General features: G+C 58.5%; 20 protein-coding genes. 12 read left to right on the top strand and 8 right to left on the bottom strand.

The genetic code is table 11. The features are described 5' to 3' along the window. Positions 1 to 24 precede the first annotated feature (24 nt). Positions 25 to 348: a hypothetical protein gene (locus BZK31_RS29745; protein WP_167378055.1), complete on the top strand. Its 324-nt coding sequence runs from the start codon at positions 25 to 27 to the stop codon at positions 346 to 348. 62 nt (positions 349 to 410) lie between these two features. Here the strand turns inward: BZK31_RS29745 and BZK31_RS20080 are convergent, their stop codons facing one another. Continuing rightward, positions 411 to 1,172, bottom strand: a complete 762-nt coding sequence (locus tag BZK31_RS20080; protein ID WP_083184781.1) for a spermidine synthase — start codon at positions 1,170 to 1,172, stop codon at positions 411 to 413. A gap of 152 nt (positions 1,173 to 1,324) precedes the next feature. Between BZK31_RS20080 and BZK31_RS20075 the strand changes: the two genes are divergently transcribed. Further along, a complete protein-coding gene (locus tag BZK31_RS20075) occupies positions 1,325 to 2,671 on the top strand; it encodes a class II 3-deoxy-7-phosphoheptulonate synthase (RefSeq protein WP_083184779.1) in 1,347 nt (448 codons plus the stop codon). Between the two features lie 6 nt (positions 2,672 to 2,677). Here BZK31_RS20075 and BZK31_RS20070 read toward each other — a convergent pair whose 3' ends face one another. After that, on the bottom strand, positions 2,678 to 3,889 hold the full coding sequence (locus BZK31_RS20070; RefSeq protein WP_083184777.1) for a winged helix-turn-helix domain-containing protein: 1,212 nt from the start codon (positions 3,887 to 3,889) through the stop codon (positions 2,678 to 2,680). Positions 3,890 to 3,940: 51 nt separating this feature from the next. Then, positions 3,941 to 4,174 (bottom strand): DUF1127 domain-containing protein, encoded by a 234-nt coding sequence (locus BZK31_RS20065; protein ID WP_083184775.1) that lies wholly within the window; start codon positions 4,172 to 4,174, stop codon positions 3,941 to 3,943. A gap of 112 nt (positions 4,175 to 4,286) precedes the next feature. Between BZK31_RS20065 and BZK31_RS20060 the strand changes: the two genes are divergently transcribed. Together BZK31_RS20060 and BZK31_RS20055 are read left to right on the top strand one after the other, a co-directional pair. Continuing rightward, the gene (locus BZK31_RS20060) at positions 4,287 to 5,087 is read left to right on the top strand and encodes a glycosyltransferase family 4 protein (RefSeq protein ID WP_415639606.1); all 801 of its coding nucleotides are present in this window, start codon (positions 4,287 to 4,289) and stop codon (positions 5,085 to 5,087) included. 12 nt (positions 5,088 to 5,099) lie between these two features. Further along, on the top strand, positions 5,100 to 5,990 hold the full coding sequence (locus BZK31_RS20055) for a LysR substrate-binding domain-containing protein (protein ID WP_083184773.1): 891 nt from the start codon (positions 5,100 to 5,102) through the stop codon (positions 5,988 to 5,990). Here the strand turns inward: BZK31_RS20055 and BZK31_RS20050 are convergent. Beyond that, positions 5,980 to 6,726, bottom strand: coding sequence for a sulfite exporter TauE/SafE family protein (locus BZK31_RS20050; protein WP_167378053.1), 747 nt, complete (start codon positions 6,724 to 6,726; stop codon positions 5,980 to 5,982). The two genes, BZK31_RS20055 and BZK31_RS20050, sit on opposite strands and share 11 nt — an antisense overlap. Before the next feature lie 194 nt (positions 6,727 to 6,920). On the opposite strand from BZK31_RS20050, the gene BZK31_RS20045 reads away from it, so the two are divergent. From BZK31_RS20045 to BZK31_RS20030, 3 genes are all read left to right on the top strand, one after another. Beyond that, positions 6,921 to 7,394: a MarR family winged helix-turn-helix transcriptional regulator gene (locus tag BZK31_RS20045; RefSeq protein WP_083184770.1), complete on the top strand. Its 474-nt coding sequence runs from the start codon at positions 6,921 to 6,923 to the stop codon at positions 7,392 to 7,394. A 368-nt stretch (positions 7,395 to 7,762) separates the two neighbouring features. Continuing rightward, positions 7,763 to 8,182 carry an organic hydroperoxide resistance protein gene (locus BZK31_RS20035; protein WP_083184767.1) on the top strand — a complete coding sequence of 140 codons (420 nt, stop codon included), beginning with the start codon at positions 7,763 to 7,765 and terminating at the stop codon, positions 8,180 to 8,182. Between the two features lie 25 nt (positions 8,183 to 8,207). Further along, positions 8,208 to 9,227, top strand: a complete 1,020-nt coding sequence (locus tag BZK31_RS20030) for an alpha/beta hydrolase (protein WP_083184766.1) — start codon at positions 8,208 to 8,210, stop codon at positions 9,225 to 9,227. 77 nt (positions 9,228 to 9,304) lie between these two features. Here the strand turns inward: BZK31_RS20030 and BZK31_RS20025 are convergent, their stop codons facing one another. Further along, positions 9,305 to 9,874, bottom strand: coding sequence for an elongation factor P (locus BZK31_RS20025; protein WP_083184765.1), 570 nt, complete (start codon positions 9,872 to 9,874; stop codon positions 9,305 to 9,307). Positions 9,875 to 9,973: 99 nt separating this feature from the next. Beyond that, complete coding sequence (earP, locus tag BZK31_RS20020; RefSeq protein WP_083184763.1) at positions 9,974 to 11,107, bottom strand: elongation factor P maturation arginine rhamnosyltransferase EarP; 1,134 nt, start codon at positions 11,105 to 11,107, stop codon at positions 9,974 to 9,976. Positions 11,108 to 11,272: 165 nt separating this feature from the next. Between earP and BZK31_RS20015 the strand changes: the two genes are divergently transcribed. From BZK31_RS20015 to BZK31_RS20000, 4 genes are all read left to right on the top strand, one after another. After that, a complete protein-coding gene (locus BZK31_RS20015) occupies positions 11,273 to 11,659 on the top strand; it encodes a hypothetical protein (protein WP_083184761.1) in 387 nt (128 codons plus the stop codon). A gap of 3 nt (positions 11,660 to 11,662) precedes the next feature. Further along, entirely contained in the window at positions 11,663 to 12,145 is a 483-nt protein-coding gene (locus tag BZK31_RS20010) for a GreA/GreB family elongation factor (RefSeq protein WP_083184759.1), read from the top strand. Between the two features lie 110 nt (positions 12,146 to 12,255). Continuing rightward, positions 12,256 to 12,462: a hypothetical protein gene (locus BZK31_RS20005; RefSeq protein WP_083184757.1), complete on the top strand. Its 207-nt coding sequence runs from the start codon at positions 12,256 to 12,258 to the stop codon at positions 12,460 to 12,462. 226 nt (positions 12,463 to 12,688) lie between these two features. Next, positions 12,689 to 13,225 (top strand): PaaI family thioesterase, encoded by a 537-nt coding sequence (locus BZK31_RS20000; protein WP_083184756.1) that lies wholly within the window; start codon positions 12,689 to 12,691, stop codon positions 13,223 to 13,225. 118 nt (positions 13,226 to 13,343) lie between these two features. Here BZK31_RS20000 and BZK31_RS19995 read toward each other — a convergent pair whose 3' ends face one another. After that, positions 13,344 to 14,621 carry an aromatic amino acid transport family protein gene (locus BZK31_RS19995; protein WP_083184754.1) on the bottom strand — a complete coding sequence of 426 codons (1,278 nt, stop codon included), beginning with the start codon at positions 14,619 to 14,621 and terminating at the stop codon, positions 13,344 to 13,346. 340 nt (positions 14,622 to 14,961) lie between these two features. Here BZK31_RS19995 and BZK31_RS19990 point away from each other — a divergent pair, with 340 nt between their 5' ends. After that, positions 14,962 to 15,582, top strand: coding sequence for a TetR/AcrR family transcriptional regulator (locus tag BZK31_RS19990; RefSeq protein ID WP_083184753.1), 621 nt, complete (start codon positions 14,962 to 14,964; stop codon positions 15,580 to 15,582). Between the two features lie 64 nt (positions 15,583 to 15,646). Here BZK31_RS19990 and BZK31_RS19985 read toward each other — a convergent pair whose 3' ends face one another. Continuing rightward, positions 15,647 to 15,976: a ComEA family DNA-binding protein gene (locus BZK31_RS19985; RefSeq protein ID WP_083184751.1), complete on the bottom strand. Its 330-nt coding sequence runs from the start codon at positions 15,974 to 15,976 to the stop codon at positions 15,647 to 15,649. Between the last annotated feature and the right edge of the window lie 100 nt (positions 15,977 to 16,076).

The following is a 16,076-nucleotide window of genomic DNA, read 5'->3' as shown; positions in this document are numbered from 1 at the left end:
CCATGCTTCAAAGCTGCGCGTGCCGTGTACGACCTTGAGGTCACCCTGGCTGCTTTGTCGGCGGGGATTTGCGAAAACGTTTATGAATGGATCGCCAATGATAGTTCGCAGTGCGAACGCGCAACCGAAGCGGGCTTCGGAGAACTGCAATATCACGACGAGGGCCTCGTTAAGGCCGGCGCGCACTATACCGGAATTGCGCGTGAAAGTGAGTCTTTTTTTTGCGAAACGTTGCCGGCCGGTCACCGGAAACCGGGCATTTCAAATGACCGGCGCGCTGCCTGCGCGCGCGCGGCCCCACGATTGCGGGGACGGGAGCTTAAACGTTTCACCGTTTCCTACAGATGATCGAGCTCATGACATTCGACGTGCGGCGAATTGTCTCACGCACGTTTCGACGATTGCCTGACTCAGGTGGCCGGACGAACCGCCTTGATCAATGACGCCAGCGAATAGCCCAGTTGCGAGGCCAGTCCTTCAGCACGTTGATCAAGCGCCTCGATGTCCAGCACCTGATCGAGGTCCGCCGGCACGATGAGAATGACATTGCCCTCCTTCACCGGCAGCTCCCAGTAATGCCGGTGATAAAGGCCACGCAACAGCGCAGCGCCCAACGGCTTGCCGTCATCGGTGGCCCATTGATTGATGATCAGCCAGCCTCCGGGGTTCAGGCGCTGCTGACAGCCATGCAGAAAATTCCAGGCCAGGTGCCCGACGCCCGGGCCGACGTCGGTGTAAAGGTCGACGAAAATCAGATCGGCCGGCTCGGTACTGTCGAGCAACTCCAGCGCATCGCCGATGCGTATATAAAGACGCGGATCGTCATCCAGGCCCATGTACTCCATCGCCAGACGCGGCACGTCCGGGCGCAGTTCGATGACCTCAACATCCTCCAGCGGCAGAAACTTCATGCACGCCTGAGTCAGGGTCCCGGCACCGAGACCCAGAAACAACGCGCTTTCCGGTGCTTCGTGACACAGCGCGCCGATCAGCATGGCACGCGTGTAGTCGTACTCCAGCCAACTGGGATCCGCCGTGAAGGTACAGCTCTGCTCGATGGCATCGCCGAATTCAAGGAAGCGGTAATCGTCCACTTCCAGCACGCGAATCATGCCGAAGTCGTCGTGCACCTCCGCCAGAATCCGTTCCACGCGCTCACGCTCTTCCGTCATTACCGTTCCCGATTGGCCTGCAAAACGCGGATTGTCGGTCAAGCCACGCGCTTTGTCACATTGTCCGGGGCCAACCATCCGCGACACGCTGGCAGCCGTAAGCTGAACTGCTAACATGCCGATCCGATTTGCCTGATCCCGAAGAGCCAATAATGAGCCAACCCTGGAGCCCCGATAGCTGGCGGGCACTGCCGATTCAACAGCAACCTCAATACCCTGATGCCGAGCATCTGGCCAAAGTCGAACAGAGCCTGGCCAGTTACCCGCCGCTGGTGTTCGCCGGTGAAGCCCGAGAGTTGCGTCGCCAGTTCGCCGAAGTGACCCAAGGTCGCGCTTTCCTGTTGCAAGGCGGCGACTGCGCCGAAAGCTTCATGGAATTTTCCGCCGCCAAGATTCGTGACACCTTCAAAGTGCTGTTGCAGATGGCCGTGGTAATGACCTTTGCCGCCGGTTGCCCGGTGGTCAAGGTCGGGCGCATGGCCGGTCAGTTCGCCAAGCCACGCTCGGCCAATGACGAGACCATCGACGGCGTAACCTTTCCAGCGTACCGCGGCGACATCGTCAATGGCATCGGATTCGATGAAAAGAGCCGCGTTCCGGACCCTGAGCGCCTGTTGCAGGCTTATCACCAGTCCACCGCCACCCTGAACCTGCTGCGCGCTTTCGCTCAGGGCGGTTTCGCCGACCTGCATCAAGTGCATCAGTGGAACCTGGATTTCATCGCCAACTCGGCGCTGGCGGCGAAATACAGTCAGTTGGCAGACCGGATCGACGAGACCCTGGCTTTCATGCGCGCCTGCGGTATGGACAGCTCACCGCAATTACGCGAAACCAGCTTCTTCACGGCGCACGAAGCCCTGCTGTTGAATTACGAAGAAGCCTTCGTGCGCCGTGACAGCCTGACCAACGACTATTACGACTGCTCGGCCCACATGCTGTGGATCGGCGACCGCACGCGGCAACTGGACGGCGCCCATGTCGAATTCCTGCGTGGCGTGAACAACCCGATCGGCGTCAAGGTCGGCCCGAGCATGAACACCGATGACCTGATCCGCCTGATCGACATCCTCAACCCGGACAACGATCCTGGCCGCCTGAACCTGATTGCGCGGATGGGGGCGAACAAGGTTGGCGATCACCTCCCGCAACTGATTCGTGCCGTCGAGCGCGAAGGACGTCAGGTGTTGTGGAGTTCGGACCCGATGCACGGCAACACGATCAAGGCCAGCAGCGGCTACAAGACTCGCGACTTCGCGCAGATCCTGGGCGAGGTGAAACAGTTCTTCCAGGTGCATCAGGCCGAGGGCACTTACGCAGGTGGCATCCACATCGAAATGACCGGACAGAACGTCACCGAATGCATCGGCGGCGCCAGACCGATCACCGAGGATGGCTTGTCGGATCGCTATCACACTCACTGCGACCCACGCATGAACGCAGATCAGTCGCTGGAGCTGGCATTCCTGATTGCCGAAACATTGAAACAGGTGCGCCGCTAGGCCCGCTCAGCATTGCAGCGCGGTTGCCAGCCGCGCTCCGCTGTCGCGTCGACAATTGACCTGAATCTGAGCCAACCCAAGCCAATCGGCCAGTTGGCGCAGATGATCGGCCAGCGCCTGCATACCCTCCTCGTCCAGCCCGCTCTGCTCTTCATGCACGGCATGCACGGCCAGACGACCCGCGGTACGCTCGGCTCGCAGGTCGACCCGCGCCGCTATCTGCTCGTTGTGCAGGAATGGCAACACGTAATAACCGTAAACCCGTTTTTCCTGCGGCGTGTAGATCTCCAGCCGATAGCGAAAGTCGAACAGCCGCTCGGTGCGTGCCCGCTCCCAGACCAGTGAGTCGAATGGCGACAGCAATGCGCTGACGGCAACCTTGCGCGGTACTTTGCTGCCCGGCAGGCAGAACGCTTTGTGGATCCAGCCCTGCACATGCACCCGTTGCAGGTCTCCGGCCTCGACCAGTTCCGCCAGCAATGTCCGACCGGGCTGTGGATCCTGACGGAAGTAATCACGCAGATCCTTTTCCGTGCCGACACCTAGCGCCTTGGCGGCATACAGCAGCAGACCACGCTGAGCATCGGCCTCGCTGATCTCCGGTTGATCGAGGATCGCCCTGGGTAACACCCGCTCTGGCAGATCGTACAGTCGCTCGAAACCACGCCTTCCGGCCACAGTCACCTCGCCCGCTGCAAACAGCCACTCCAGCGCCTGCTTTTCCACGCTCCAGTCCCACCAGGGCCCGGCTTTTTCCTGGCGAGTGCTCAGACTGCCCGCGCCCAATGCGCCACGCTCGCGAACGGCCTGCAATACCCGTGCGATGGCTGTCTGCTGCTCGCGGCCGAATCTGGCCAGCCCCTGATAGATACCTTCGCCCTGAGCCGCGCGCTGCATGCGCCAGCGCATCAAGGGATACAGTTCGATGGGCAGCAGCGACGCTTCGTGCCCCCAATATTCGAACAGACGGCGATGCCGCCCCTGGCTCCATGCAGCCTGATCAAGCAACGTTTGCGGGTATTTACCCAGACGCGAGAACAGCGGCAGATAGTGCGAACGCACCAGCGCATTGACCGAGTCGATCTGCAATGCGCCCAGTCGGCTGATCAACTGCGTGACATGGCTGGCCTTTATGGTGGCTGGCGGCTGGCGGCCGTTGAAACCCTGGGCAGCCAGCGCCAGGCGACGTGCTTGCTTGAGGGACAGTTGCTCGGACATTCAGCGCTCCCGGTTCGAGTCCGTCACGCTAGTCGATAATGCCGCGTCGTGTCAGCGTTTCATGGGATCGTCCCAGAACGGACGCTCGCTCTCCTGCAGAATGTCGGCCCTGCTCAGGCCCATATCCTTCAACGCCTCGTCGCTCATCTGCGCCAGAAGGCGCCGCTGACGGTGCAGCTCATACCCGCGAATGACGCGATTCTTCAACGCTTGCAGTGTGTTGCCGAGCGGCGCCAACAGGGACGACCGGGTCACCAGCACATAACCTTTTTGACCTTTCATCATCTTGCCCTCCAGGTGGGGATGACTAAAGTCTCGCGCTCGCAACGGGATCATTCCAACGAATGTTTCTTATGCAATCCATCTAGGAGATTGATGTCGTGCGCAGGATTTCGACATCATTCACTTCCACCTGGACTTTTACCCGTTCTCACTCTTCAGTCACCAGTCCACACCGTTTGTGACCACCCTGCACGGCCGTGTCGATTCGCCGCATCTGAAACCGGTGTTCAGCACGTTTGCAGAAATGTCCTTCGTTGCGATTTCCAATGCCCAACGCAATGATTTACCCGCCGCCAACTGGGCGGGTACGGTGCATCACGGCCTGCCAGAGGATCTCCATATTCCCCAGCCAGTGGAAAGGACGTACCTGGCTTTTCTCGGACGTATCACCCCTGTCAAGAAGGTGGACGTCGCCATTCGCATTGCTCAACAGTGTGGTATTCCCATCAAGATCGCTGCCAAGATCGATGACGCCGACAGAGCCTACTTTGAGAGGGACATAGGGCCTTTGTTTGATTCGCCGCTGGTCGATTACGTGGGTGAAATCAGTGAGTACGAGAAGACTGCCTTCCTGTCCGGCGCCCTGGCACTCCTGTTCCCGATAGACTGGCCGGAACCCTTCGGACTGGTGATGATAGAGGCGATGGCGTGTGGCACGCCCGTGATTGCTTTCCCCTTCGGCTCGGTCCCGGAAGTGATCGAAGAAGGAGTCACCGGTTTCATTGTCAGCGATGAGGCGCAGGCCGTGGCGGCCGTTCACAAAGTCGGCCAGTTGTCTGCTCAGCAAATACGAGAACAGTTCGAGAAGCGTTTCACTGCACGTCACATGGCGCAAAAGTACGTCTGTGCATATGAGACGCTGATTGCTCGCCCTGCAATTCATAACGATGACAGCGATCAGTGTTCAGGCCTATGATCAGCACCAAGAATGCTTTTCGCACCATTCATCTGGAAGATTGATGCAGTGGCCACCTACCCGAGTATCGACACCGAGTTGTTACGCACTTTCGTCGCCATTGCCGATCATGGCGGGTTCACGCGGGCGGGCGAGATGGTCAACCGCACGCAATCGGCGGTGAGCATGCAGATGAAGCGTCTCGAAGAGGATGTCGTTCAGCGTTCGCTGTTTCGCAAGGACGGCCGCACGTTGAGCCTGACGGCGGAAGGTCAGGTGCTACTCGGCTACGCCCGACGCATCCTCAAGCTGCACAGTGAAGTGTTCAATACGCTGCGTGAGCCGCACATGGTGGGCGTGGTGAAAATCGGCTCGCCGGACGACTACGTGATGCGCTTTCTACCAGGCATTCTGTCGCGTTTTTCGCAGGCCTATCCGCTGGTTCAAGTGGAAGTGCATTGCGAGCCGTCGGACCTGCTGCTGCAACGCAATGACCTGGACCTGACCATCGTCACCCGACGACCCGGTACGGAAATCGGCCAGTTGCTGCGACGCGAGCATCTGGTCTGGGTCGAGGCGCAAGGCCACTCGCCGCATGACCAATCCCCCATGCCGCTGGCGATGTTCAACACCCAATGCTTCTGCCGGGAATGGGCCTGCAATGCGCTGGATACGATGGAGCGCGACTACCGCATCGCGTACAGCAGCGCCAGCATGGCGGCGATCATGGCCGTGGTCGGCGCAGGGCTTGCGGTTACGGCGCAGTTGCAGAGCCTGATCACGCCGGATCTGCGCATTCTCGGTGAGGCAGAAAACCTGCCGCAACTGCCTACCGCCAGCGTTGTGTTGTTGCGCAGCCCCAACACCCCCTCGCCGATCACCGAATGCATGGCCGACTACATCGCCGAGGGCTTTAGACTTTGAGGGCGAGAATCACCGCGCACAGCATCAGAAAGCCACAAAACAGGGAACGCAGCGTGCGCTCCGGCAGCGAGTGCGCCAGTTTCACGCCCCAGCTGATACTGGCGAGACCGCCCACGGCCAGCGGTATGCCCATCGACCAGTTCACATGGTCGTGCAGCGCGTAGGTGACCAGTGTGATCCCCGTACTGGGCGCCGCAAGCGACAGCGCAAGACCTTGCGCCACCACTTGGGTTGCGCCGAAGGCACTGGTCAGGATCGGCGTTGCGATCACTCCGCCGCCCACGCCGAACAGACCGCCTGTGACGCCGGATCCGACGCCCAACAGCCACAGCCATCGTTCATGACGCAGTTGCGTACTGGCCTGCCCCTTGCGCCAGAACATCTGGGCGAGATTGAACACGGTCAGAAAGATGAGAAAACCGACGAACGCCAGTCGCATGCCCTGCGGGTCGAGGCGCACCGCCAGCAGAGACGTCAGCCAGGCAAACATGAAGCTGGGGATGATCAGCATCAACGCATTGCGCGGCGAGATCCGGTTACGCTGGTTGTAGCGCCACAGCGCCAGCAAAACATTGGGCAAGACCATCAGCAAGGCGGTGCCCTGCGCCAGTTGCTGATCCAGCCCGAACAGCACGCCCAGGGCAGGAATCGCCACCAGACCACCGCCAATTCCGAAAAGCCCGCCCAGCGTGCCCATTGCCGCACCCAACAACACAAACATCACGACTTCGATCACGCCACGTCCCCAACCAGTCAATGGCCAAATGCTACGCAGTCTTGGACGTGAGGCAAACCACTTGTAACGCGGTTTTAGGATGCGAAGGAGCAGCCTTGAGGGGACTGCGCTCATGAGAACAACGGAATTGTCTGGCGCATTAAAGATCGCAACACTAAATTAACCCTCTTTTTCACAGCGCATGAGGAATGCCCATGGACGCCGACGACAGCCTTACCTCCACTCCTTCGGCCGACTGCGACTCGCTGCTGCTCGACAATCAACTGTGTTTCGCCCTGTATTCCACCTCACTGATGATGACCAAGGTCTACAAGCCTTTGCTTCAGGCACTGGGGCTGACCTATCCGCAGTACCTGGCGATGATGGTGCTGTGGGAGCAGGACGGTTTGACCGTGGGCGATGTGAGCACGCGTCTGTTGACCGATCCGGGCTCCCTCACACCCTTGCTGAAACGGCTGGAAGGCGAAGGGTTCATCAGCCGTACACGCAGCAAGGAAGACGAACGGGTGGTTTTGCTGCATCTCACCGAGCAGGGTCGTGCGCTGCAACACAAGGCGACGACCGTACCGGGATGCATTCTGTCGGCCAGCGGCCTGAACATGGAGCAACTGCGCGAGCTGCAGGGCAAGCTGTTGAGCCTGCGCGAACATTTGCACCAGAGCCTTTGAAACGCTGAGCGTCTAACACTCGGCATTTCCCCTTCCGTCCCCGAGCGAACCTCTCCCAAAGGCCTGCGCAACCCGCGCGCGGCCTTCACAACTGACCGCCCTGCCGCACCTTACACGCCGAACATAAGGTCACCGCGTCCCTGCGCCCTCCTGCGCATGACGTGCGGGAGACTCCTCGCCCTGAAAACCTTTCGCGCGAACGACAAATGGCCAGGCACCTCCTCCCTTAACGCCCGCCATGCAGACTGATCAGCATTCTTTTCAAAAATTAACTTGCGCGCAAAGTATTCGAGGGCTACATTTATCTGGCACATATTTAGCGCGCAAACCTTTAGCGCGAAAACAAATATTCCATGAGGACCGACACCATGAACACGCTCTATACCGCAGTCGCAACCGCCACCGGTGGCCGTGATGGCCGTGCTGTTTCCAGCGACAACATTCTCGACGTCAAACTGGCCACGCCAAAAGAACTCGGCGGCGCGGGCGGCGAAGCTACCAACCCGGAGCAACTGTTCGCAGCCGGCTACTCGGCCTGCTTCATCGGTGCCCTGAAGTTCGTTGCCGGTCAGAGCAAACGCAGCATTCCGGCTGATGCCTCGATTACTGCCCATGTCGGCATCGGTCAGATCCCGGGCGGTTTTGGTCTGGACATCGATCTGCACATCAGCCTGCCGGGCCTCGAACAAGCCGATGCCCAGCAACTGGTCGATGCCGCTCACCAAGTGTGCCCGTATTCCAACGCCACCCGTGGCAACGTCGATGTTCGTCTGCACGTAACCGTCTAAACCTCGTCTGCCACAGGAAGCGAACATGAACTCTTTTAGCAAAGTCTTGACCGGTACCCTGCTTGCCCTGTCTGTCAGCGCTGCGTTTGCCGCAAGCGATTCGGGCGTGGAGCACAATACTCAGGCCTTCCTCGATGCCCTGAACTCAGGCACCGGCAAACCCATCGAGCAGTTGTCGCCCAAAGACGCTCGTGCGGTGTTGGCCGGTGCTCAGTCAGGTGTGAAGCTGACCCTGCCCAAGGCCGATGTCAGCGAGAAGACCATCAAGGTCGACGGACAGCCCATCAGCCTGAATATCGTGCGTCCTGCAGGCGTGAAAGGAACGTTGCCGGTTTTTATGTTCTTCCACGGTGGCGGCTGGGTACTGGGTGACTTTGCAACTCACGAGCGTCTGGTTCGCGATCTGGTCGCAGGTTCCGGGGCGGTGGCGGTGTTCGTCAATTACACGCCGTCGCCCGAAGCGCACTACCCGACCGCAATCAACCAGGCGTATGCCGCCACGCGCTGGGTGGCTGAGCACGGCAAGGAAATCAATGTCGATGGCAAGCGTCTGGCCGTGGCCGGCAACAGCGTTGGCGGCAACATGGCAGCGGTCGTGGCGCTGATGGCCAAAGAGAAAGGCGCACCCGCGCTGCGCTATCAGGTACTGCTATGGCCTGTGACGGATGCCAATTTCGATACGCCGTCCTACGATCAATACGCTGAAGGGCATTTCCTGACGCGCAACATGATGAAATGGTTCTGGGACAACTACACCACCGACGCCGCGCAGCGTAACGAAATCTACGCCTCGCCGTTGCGTGCGACCACCGAACAGTTGAAGGGCCTGCCGCCTGCGTTGGTTCAGACCGCCAGTGCCGACGTCCTGCGTGACGAAGGTGAAGCCTATGCCCGAAAGCTCGATCAGGCTGGCGTAGCGGTCACTGCGGTGCGCTACAACGGCATGATCCATGACTACGGCCTGCTCAATGTGGTCAGCCAGGTGCCGGCAGTTCGCTCCGCCATGCTGCAGGCGTCCGAAGAACTGAAAGCGCATCTGAAATAAGCGACGCGCCAAACCGCAGGCAAAAAGAAACCCGCATCGCTGCGGGTTTCTTGCGTAACGAGGTTACAAAACCATGCTTATTTGGCACGGCCTTTGTAGGAACCGCCGTCACGGGTATCGATCTCGATCATGTCGCCGATTTCGATGAAGTCAGCAACGCTCAGCTCGGTACCGTTCTTCAGCTTGGCCGGTTTCATGACCTTGCCGGAGGTGTCGCCACGCGCCGAACCTTCGGTGTAGTCAACCTGACGCACGATAGTGGTCGGCAGCTCTACGGAGACCAGACGCTCTTCGAAGAATACGGCTTCGCACACGTCGGTCATGCCTTCTTCAACGAAAGGCAGAACGCTTTCGATGTCTTCAGCGTTCAGTTCGTACATGGTGTAGTCAGTGGTGTCCATGAACGTGTAGGTGTCGCCGCTGATAAAGGACAGCGTCGCTTCCTTGCGGTCGAGGATCACGTCGTCCAGTTTGTCGTCGGCGCTGTAAACGATCTCGGTCTTGTAACCGGTCAGCAGGTTCTTCAGCTTGGTTTTCATGATCGCGCTGTTACGACCGGATTTGGTGAATTCAGCTTTCTGAACCAGCCAAGGATCGTTTTCCAGACGGATCACAGTACCGGGTTTCAGCTCTTTACCAGTTTTCATTGCATATATCCGAATTTGGATGGAATTAACCAAAGGCTCTGTACGAGAAATAGCCTGCACAGGCACTTTTCGTACAGAGCCTTACATCAAGGCCGCGTATCATAGCGAATTTACATAAAACTGCACCAGCGCTGCCGCAAGATCAGTCCGGGATGCCTGCGCTTCGCACCACTGTTCGGCGTGACGCTCGATTTCCGGCCAGTGCGCAATCGATGCCTGCCAGCCTGCATCCAGCGCCTGACCGGCGTTCCAGCTCTGCCAGAAAGCGTTCAGCGCCTCAGCGGCCACGGGAGAGAGACTGGCCAGGTAAAGTTCGAGAAACGCGTCAAGCTTGGGCAGATGAGCATCCCCTTCCTGCTGATAGATGTGCCAAAGCATCGGTCTGCCAGCCCATTGGGCTCGCACGAATGAGTCCTCACCTCGAACCACGTTGAAATCGCAACTCCACAGCAAACGGTCGTAGTCTTCCTGCCTGACGAACGGCAGCACCTGAACGGTCAGCGCGCCTCGGCGCTGCACGGCGCCACTCTGTAGATCGCCTGCGCCGAGCCAGTGGTGCAAGTCGCCCAGGATCCGTCCTTCGGGCACCAGCAGGTGCGTGACCTGCGTGTCGCTGGCCAGCGCGTCCAGCCAACTGCCCAGCGCCGGGTTCTCGTAGGCGAACAGCGAAATCAGCCGCGCGCCGGCCAGAGGCTCAATACCCAGTCGGGCGAGGAAGGCCGCCTGGGCAGTTTTGTCGCTCTGGAACGCCCGGCGTTGCTCGATCAAGCCGCTTTCACGCAGCAATCCGCCAGTGGTCTCGCGAAAGCCGGGGAAGAAAAAGAACTTCTTCAAACCGCTCGACTGCACTGAAGGCAGGCCGTGGCAACCGGTTACCCACTCCTCGGCGCTAAGGTAATCCAGGTTCAGCCACACCGGGCGCGGTGAACGCCTCAGCATCGCCTCGGTATAAGGCGTTGGCAGTCGACAGGCAAAGGCCTCGATCACGCCCTCCGGAACATCGTTACTCGTCCATTGTTGCGGCCAATGACGAATCTCGACGCCGTCCTGCCACTGCTGTTCTGCCCGAGGGTCAGCCTGCGGACACAAACGGGCAAAGGCCGCCAGGTCATCGATCCATAACCGAATGCTCAGCCCATGCTCGGCGACTAACTGACGCGCCAGTCGCCAGGTCACACCCACGTCGCCGTAGTTGTCGACCACGTTGCAGAAAATGTCCCAAGAGGCTTTCATCCTGGCTCCCTGAGGCAGATTGAGAAAAGGTGCGATTGTGCTTGAGAAGCACCTGCCTGCACCAGACTAGAGCCATTTGCGAACATTCGCCGGATGCACGATTGTCATCCACACTCTTCAGGCATGGCACAATCCCACCGTTGCCCTTTTGTCAGGAATCCAGACATGTCGTCCCACACCCGCCGTCGCGAGCTGTATGTCTCCGTGAAATTGATCGTCTGCATCGCCGTGGGTATCTGGCTGGGTGCGATGGCGGTATTCCTGACTGGCTGGCTGTTCTACAAAAACCTGCCGCCTGCGCAGACCGTGATGCTGGAAAAAGCTGCGACACAGTTGACGGCACCGCCTGCGCCGCAGGTCGAACCGGAAACCGCCATGTTCAGAAAATACGAGCAGAGCCTGCGTGAAAGCGAAGCGCGACAAGCCCGGGAACAGGTTCAGGAACAACAGCAGCGCAACTTCAGTCGCTCCAAATGCGACTTCTGGATGCAACAGGACCGTACTGCGCCGAGCGAAAAAAGCCGCGCCAGCATCAATGAATATTGCGGATAAACCATGAACAAGCAGGACGTGCTGCACTGCATCATCGACAAACTCAAAGGCGATCTGGACATTGCACAACGAGCGGCCCAGACCGCTCGCGAAGCCGCAACGCACGAAGAGAACATCGCCGAAAACAAATACGACACCCTGGGCCTTGAGGCTTCCTACCTGGCGGTCGGCCAGGCCAGGCGCGTGGAAGAAATCCGGCAGTCACTCAAGCGCTATCAGGAATGGTCGCTCAAGGCTTTCGACGAATCTCGCGGTATTCAGGTCGGTGATATGGTCAGGCTCGAAAGCGGCTCGGGTCAGGTGCAGCATCTGTTTCTGGGGCCCGACGCAGCGGGCCTGAAGGTCAGCGTGGCGGAACAGTTGATCACCGTCATCACGCCTCGGGCACCGCTGGGCCAGAATTTGTTGGGAAAGTATGAAGATGACGCGGTAGAGATTGTCATCAAGGGCAGCCAGCATTCGTTCGAGATCACCCAAATCGCATGACCACCTGATTCAGGGTTGATCGCGCCAAGTTTTTATGGGTAAGGTGGCGCTGTCGCAGTACTCGGGGCTACATCAAAGCAAGCAAGGACTAAAACCCAAGGAGATTTTTCATGACGCACGTCATTGCATTCCCTGACGCCCATGAACGTGATCGCCTGAAGTCCAGTCAAGATCCGGCGTTGAGATACCTGAACCACAAAGAGCGGCTGCTGATCGATCAGTTACGCTCGACCAGCCATGCGGGACGTCAATACGTCTACGACTACGCGAGCATCATGCACCTGTCCAGGCCGCTTTACCCTGAGCCTGTAGACTGACGGCATGCCTGACTGAGTAAGAGATCCGACTGAATATCCGGGGCGTCCGCAATGGAGCCCTGGCTGCACATCTGTGCGCTTTGAAACGTACTCCCTCCTGCACCCTTTCCATCGTCGCCAATGCGCACGCCGCTACATGTAGGAATATTTAATTGCGACCATCATCAATATAAGATTACGATCGTAATCGATCATTGCATCGTAATTGATGAAGGAGCGGCGTCCCATGCAGAATCTTTCGCGTGAAGAAAAGATAGAACGATGGCTGGCGGAAGAAAAGACTGTGCGCGCCACGCTCGGGGCTCCCGGTGATATCGGACTGGCCGAGGCTGCGGTATTGGAACCGATCGAGTTTTTCAACGGCATTGGTCGTGGCGATTTGCCCAGCCCATCGCTCGGCGCGCTGATGGACTTCATCCCGCTGGTTTTCTCCGAGGGACAATTCATCTTTCAGGGCACGCCCGACAAACGGCATTACAACTCACTGGGTAGCGTACATGGCGGTTACGCCGCCGCGCTGCTGGATTCCTGCATGGGCTGCGCCATCCACACCCGACTCAAGAAAGGCCAGGGTTACACCACGCTCGATCTGCGGGTCAGCTACGTACGCGCCCTGACCGACAAGGTCGGACCGATACGAGCAGAAGGCAAAGTCATCCATATCGGTCGGTCCACGGCACTGGCCGAAGGGCGTCTGTATGACGTGGATGATCGTCTTTACGCAACCGCCAGCACGACCTGCATGATTCTTACCCTGGGCTGAGCGAGCATTCGTTATGACAGAAAGAGAGCGGCACGCACGCAGGGTGATCCGGTCCAGGGCCATGAGGCAAGGCAAGCGCCCTGCCCCATGGCAATCCCGAACGGCCGGGTCGGCGACATTACTGAAGCAGGGAATAGACCAGCGCGGTAATGGCGACCACGCCTGCAGCGACCACGAAAGCGTTGGACAGCTTACCGGCGTATTGACGCATCGCCGGAACCTTGTGGATGGCGTACATCGGCATCAGGAACAGCAGCGCCGAAATGATCGGGCCACCGAGTGTTTCGATCATGCCCAGGATACTCGGATTGAGCGTAGCCACGATCCAGCACACCACCAGCATGAACGCAGCGGTCATCCGGTCCAGCGCTTTGGGCGCAGGCCGCCGGCCGGTTTTCACGATAAGCCCTTTAAGACCTTCGCTGGCACCGATGTAGTGGCCCAGAAACGATTTCGAGATCGCCACGAACGCAATCAATGGAGCGACGAACGCAATGGTTGGATTGCTGAAATGATTGGCCAGGTACGACAGGATCGAAATGTTCTGAGCCTTGGCTTCAGCCAGTTGGGCGGGCGACAGGGTCAGCACGCAACTGAAGACGAAGAACAGCACCATGACCACCATCAGGCCATGAGCGCGAGCCAGAATCTGCGAGCTGCGAACCTCGGCGTTCTGGCCGTACTGCCGCTTCTGGTCAACCGCGAAGGCCGAAATGATCGGCGTGTGGTTGAAGGAGAACACCATTACCGGGATGGCCAGCCAAAGGGTCGGCCAGAACGCCGACGCCTCGGGCAGAGTGGTCGCGGTGCTCAGGATGCCGCCAGTCCAGTGCGGGATCAGAAACACGGCGAGGAACAGCAGCGCCACGATGAACGGATATACCATCAGGCTCATGGCCTTGACGATGAACCGCTCACCACAACGCACCACGGCCAGCAGGCCGACAATCAGCACAAATGCCAGCACAGCGCGGGGCGGCGACTCGACATGAAGCTGATGCTCAAGAAAGCTGCCTACCGTGTTGGTCAGCGCCACACTGTAGATCAACAGAATCGGGAAGATCGCAAAGAAGTACAGCAGCGTGATCAGCGCACCGGCTGCCTTGCCGAAATGTTGCTCGACCACTTCGGTGATGTCGGCACCTTCGCGGCCGGACAGGACGAACCGCGTCAGCCCCCGGTGCGCATAGAACGTCATCGGAAACGCCAGTACGGCAAGCACCAGCAGCGGCCAGAAACCTCCGATGCCCGCGTTGATGGGCAAGAACAGGGTGCCTGCGCCGATGGCCGTACCAAACAGACCGAGCATCCAGGTGGTGTCGTTGCGGTTCCACGCAGTGACACTTGCGGGTGTTGCATCCAGACGTTCTACGACGCCATTTGCCTGATCATTCATCCGGTGGACTCTCCGTGGCCGGTTATCAAAAAGGGAAACGCATCGAAAAAACCTGGCAGTCAGCGCTTCCCTCGAAAACAGGGGCCGGATTGTCCGGGATTACGGCGAGAAATCAACGTTTTTGTCGGACAGTTTTGCAAGCAGGACGTTGAAACGGATCAAAGAAACCTTTCACCTCACTGCTCAAACACCGATCAGTTTGCCGATCTGCCTGCCACTTATCGGGTAGCGCTACCCGTCAAACACGGGCCCAAACCACCCAAAACCCATGCTGCATCGTTTCACCTATCCCTGTATAAAGGCTCTGTAGCATTTCGGCCACTTCCTGGAGACTCAGCGCATGCGTTACGCGCTTGATCGTAAAGCTCAAACCCATCAGCGGATTGTCAAGGAAGCATCCGTACGTTTTCGCCGGGATGGCATTGGCGCAACAGGCCTGCAACCTCTGATGAAATCGCTGGGGCTGACTCACGGTGGCTTCTACGCGCATTTCAAGTCAAAGGATGATCTCGTCGATCAGGCCCTGAGGCACGCCGTCGATGAATCCAAGGCTATTACCCGAGAAATGTTCACCGGACAGGACTCGCTGAACGAGTTCATCGACCTCTATCTGTCCCCCGCACACCGTGACGAACCGGGCACGGGATGTCCGTTACCGAACATGTGCGCGGAACTGGGCCAGTTGAATCGGCCCAGCCCGATCACCGACGAGATGATTGTTCATCTACTGGAAACCTTCGATAACGCGCTTCAGATCGAAAATCCGGAACCTAAAAGCATGCTGGTCCTGTCGAGCCTGGTGGGCGCGATGATGCTGTCGCGCAGTGCGCATGACAAACAATTGTCGGAGCACATCCTGAAGGTTACGCGCGAGCACGTAAAACTGCATATCAGCAAACCTGAAAGTGCAACGGTTTCTCATCAGGCATCCTTACCTGAGGAAATACCACTGAACAATTGAGGCAATAAAAAACAGGCCGATGATTCATCGGCCTGTTTTTTATACGTGGGGCTGAAGCGTTTCTTTATTCAACCGTCAGTTTGTCCCTGTTCTTTTCCAGAATAGACTTACCGATACCTTTGACTTCGATCAACTCATCGACCGAGGTAAATTCGCCGGTACTCTCACGATAGGCCACAATGGCCTCCGCTTTATTCTTGCCGATACCGGCCAACTCTTTTTGAAGGGTTTCTGCATCAGCCTTGTTGAGGTTGATACGGCCTGCGGATTGCTCCTGAACAGCCTGTGCACTCGGCGCATCGGCCTTGACCGGAGCGGCAGGTGCGGCGCTCACGGCAACGGACGCACTGGTCAGCAGGGCAAATATCAGGGAAGAAAAAAAAGCGGTTCGCATAGTTAACGCTCCATAACAAGTTAAGGCAGCTTTCCGAAACTGCGCTTGAAACTTAGGGCTCGCATGACCCCCTGTCAATGAAGCCTGGCGTTGCCACTTA

This window comes from Pseudomonas floridensis (assembly GCF_002087235.1).
GTDB lineage: Bacteria > Pseudomonadota > Gammaproteobacteria > Pseudomonadales > Pseudomonadaceae > Aquipseudomonas > Aquipseudomonas floridensis.
The sequence above is the reverse complement of the archived record's forward strand: the minus strand, read 5'-3'. Positions and strand labels throughout refer to the sequence as shown.

Excerpts from the sequence above, each read along its gene's own strand:
- BZK31_RS20080 (WP_083184781.1), bottom strand. The coding sequence starts at position 1,172 with ATGACGGAAGAGCGTGAGCGCGTGGAACGGATTCTGGCGGAGGTGCAC.
- BZK31_RS20075 (WP_083184779.1), top strand. The coding sequence starts at position 1,325 with ATGAGCCAACCCTGGAGCCCCGATAGCTGGCGGGCACTGCCGATTCAA.
- BZK31_RS20070 (WP_083184777.1), bottom strand. The coding sequence starts at position 3,889 with ATGTCCGAGCAACTGTCCCTCAAGCAAGCACGTCGCCTGGCGCTGGCT.
- BZK31_RS20065 (WP_083184775.1), bottom strand. The coding sequence starts at position 4,174 with ATGATGAAAGGTCAAAAAGGTTATGTGCTGGTGACCCGGTCGTCCCTG.
- BZK31_RS20055 (WP_083184773.1), top strand. The coding sequence starts at position 5,100 with ATGCTTTTCGCACCATTCATCTGGAAGATTGATGCAGTGGCCACCTAC.
- BZK31_RS20045 (WP_083184770.1), top strand. The coding sequence starts at position 6,921 with ATGGACGCCGACGACAGCCTTACCTCCACTCCTTCGGCCGACTGCGAC.
- BZK31_RS20035 (WP_083184767.1), top strand. The coding sequence starts at position 7,763 with ATGAACACGCTCTATACCGCAGTCGCAACCGCCACCGGTGGCCGTGAT.
- BZK31_RS20030 (WP_083184766.1), top strand. The coding sequence starts at position 8,208 with ATGAACTCTTTTAGCAAAGTCTTGACCGGTACCCTGCTTGCCCTGTCT.
- BZK31_RS20025 (WP_083184765.1), bottom strand. The coding sequence starts at position 9,874 with ATGAAAACTGGTAAAGAGCTGAAACCCGGTACTGTGATCCGTCTGGAA.
- earP (WP_083184763.1), bottom strand. The coding sequence starts at position 11,107 with ATGAAAGCCTCTTGGGACATTTTCTGCAACGTGGTCGACAACTACGGC.
- BZK31_RS20015 (WP_083184761.1), top strand. The coding sequence starts at position 11,273 with ATGTCGTCCCACACCCGCCGTCGCGAGCTGTATGTCTCCGTGAAATTG.
- BZK31_RS20010 (WP_083184759.1), top strand. The coding sequence starts at position 11,663 with ATGAACAAGCAGGACGTGCTGCACTGCATCATCGACAAACTCAAAGGC.
- BZK31_RS20005 (WP_083184757.1), top strand. The coding sequence starts at position 12,256 with ATGACGCACGTCATTGCATTCCCTGACGCCCATGAACGTGATCGCCTG.
- BZK31_RS20000 (WP_083184756.1), top strand. The coding sequence starts at position 12,689 with ATGCAGAATCTTTCGCGTGAAGAAAAGATAGAACGATGGCTGGCGGAA.
- BZK31_RS19995 (WP_083184754.1), bottom strand. The coding sequence starts at position 14,621 with ATGAATGATCAGGCAAATGGCGTCGTAGAACGTCTGGATGCAACACCC.
- BZK31_RS19990 (WP_083184753.1), top strand. The coding sequence starts at position 14,962 with ATGCGTTACGCGCTTGATCGTAAAGCTCAAACCCATCAGCGGATTGTC.
- BZK31_RS19985 (WP_083184751.1), bottom strand. The coding sequence starts at position 15,976 with ATGCGAACCGCTTTTTTTTCTTCCCTGATATTTGCCCTGCTGACCAGT.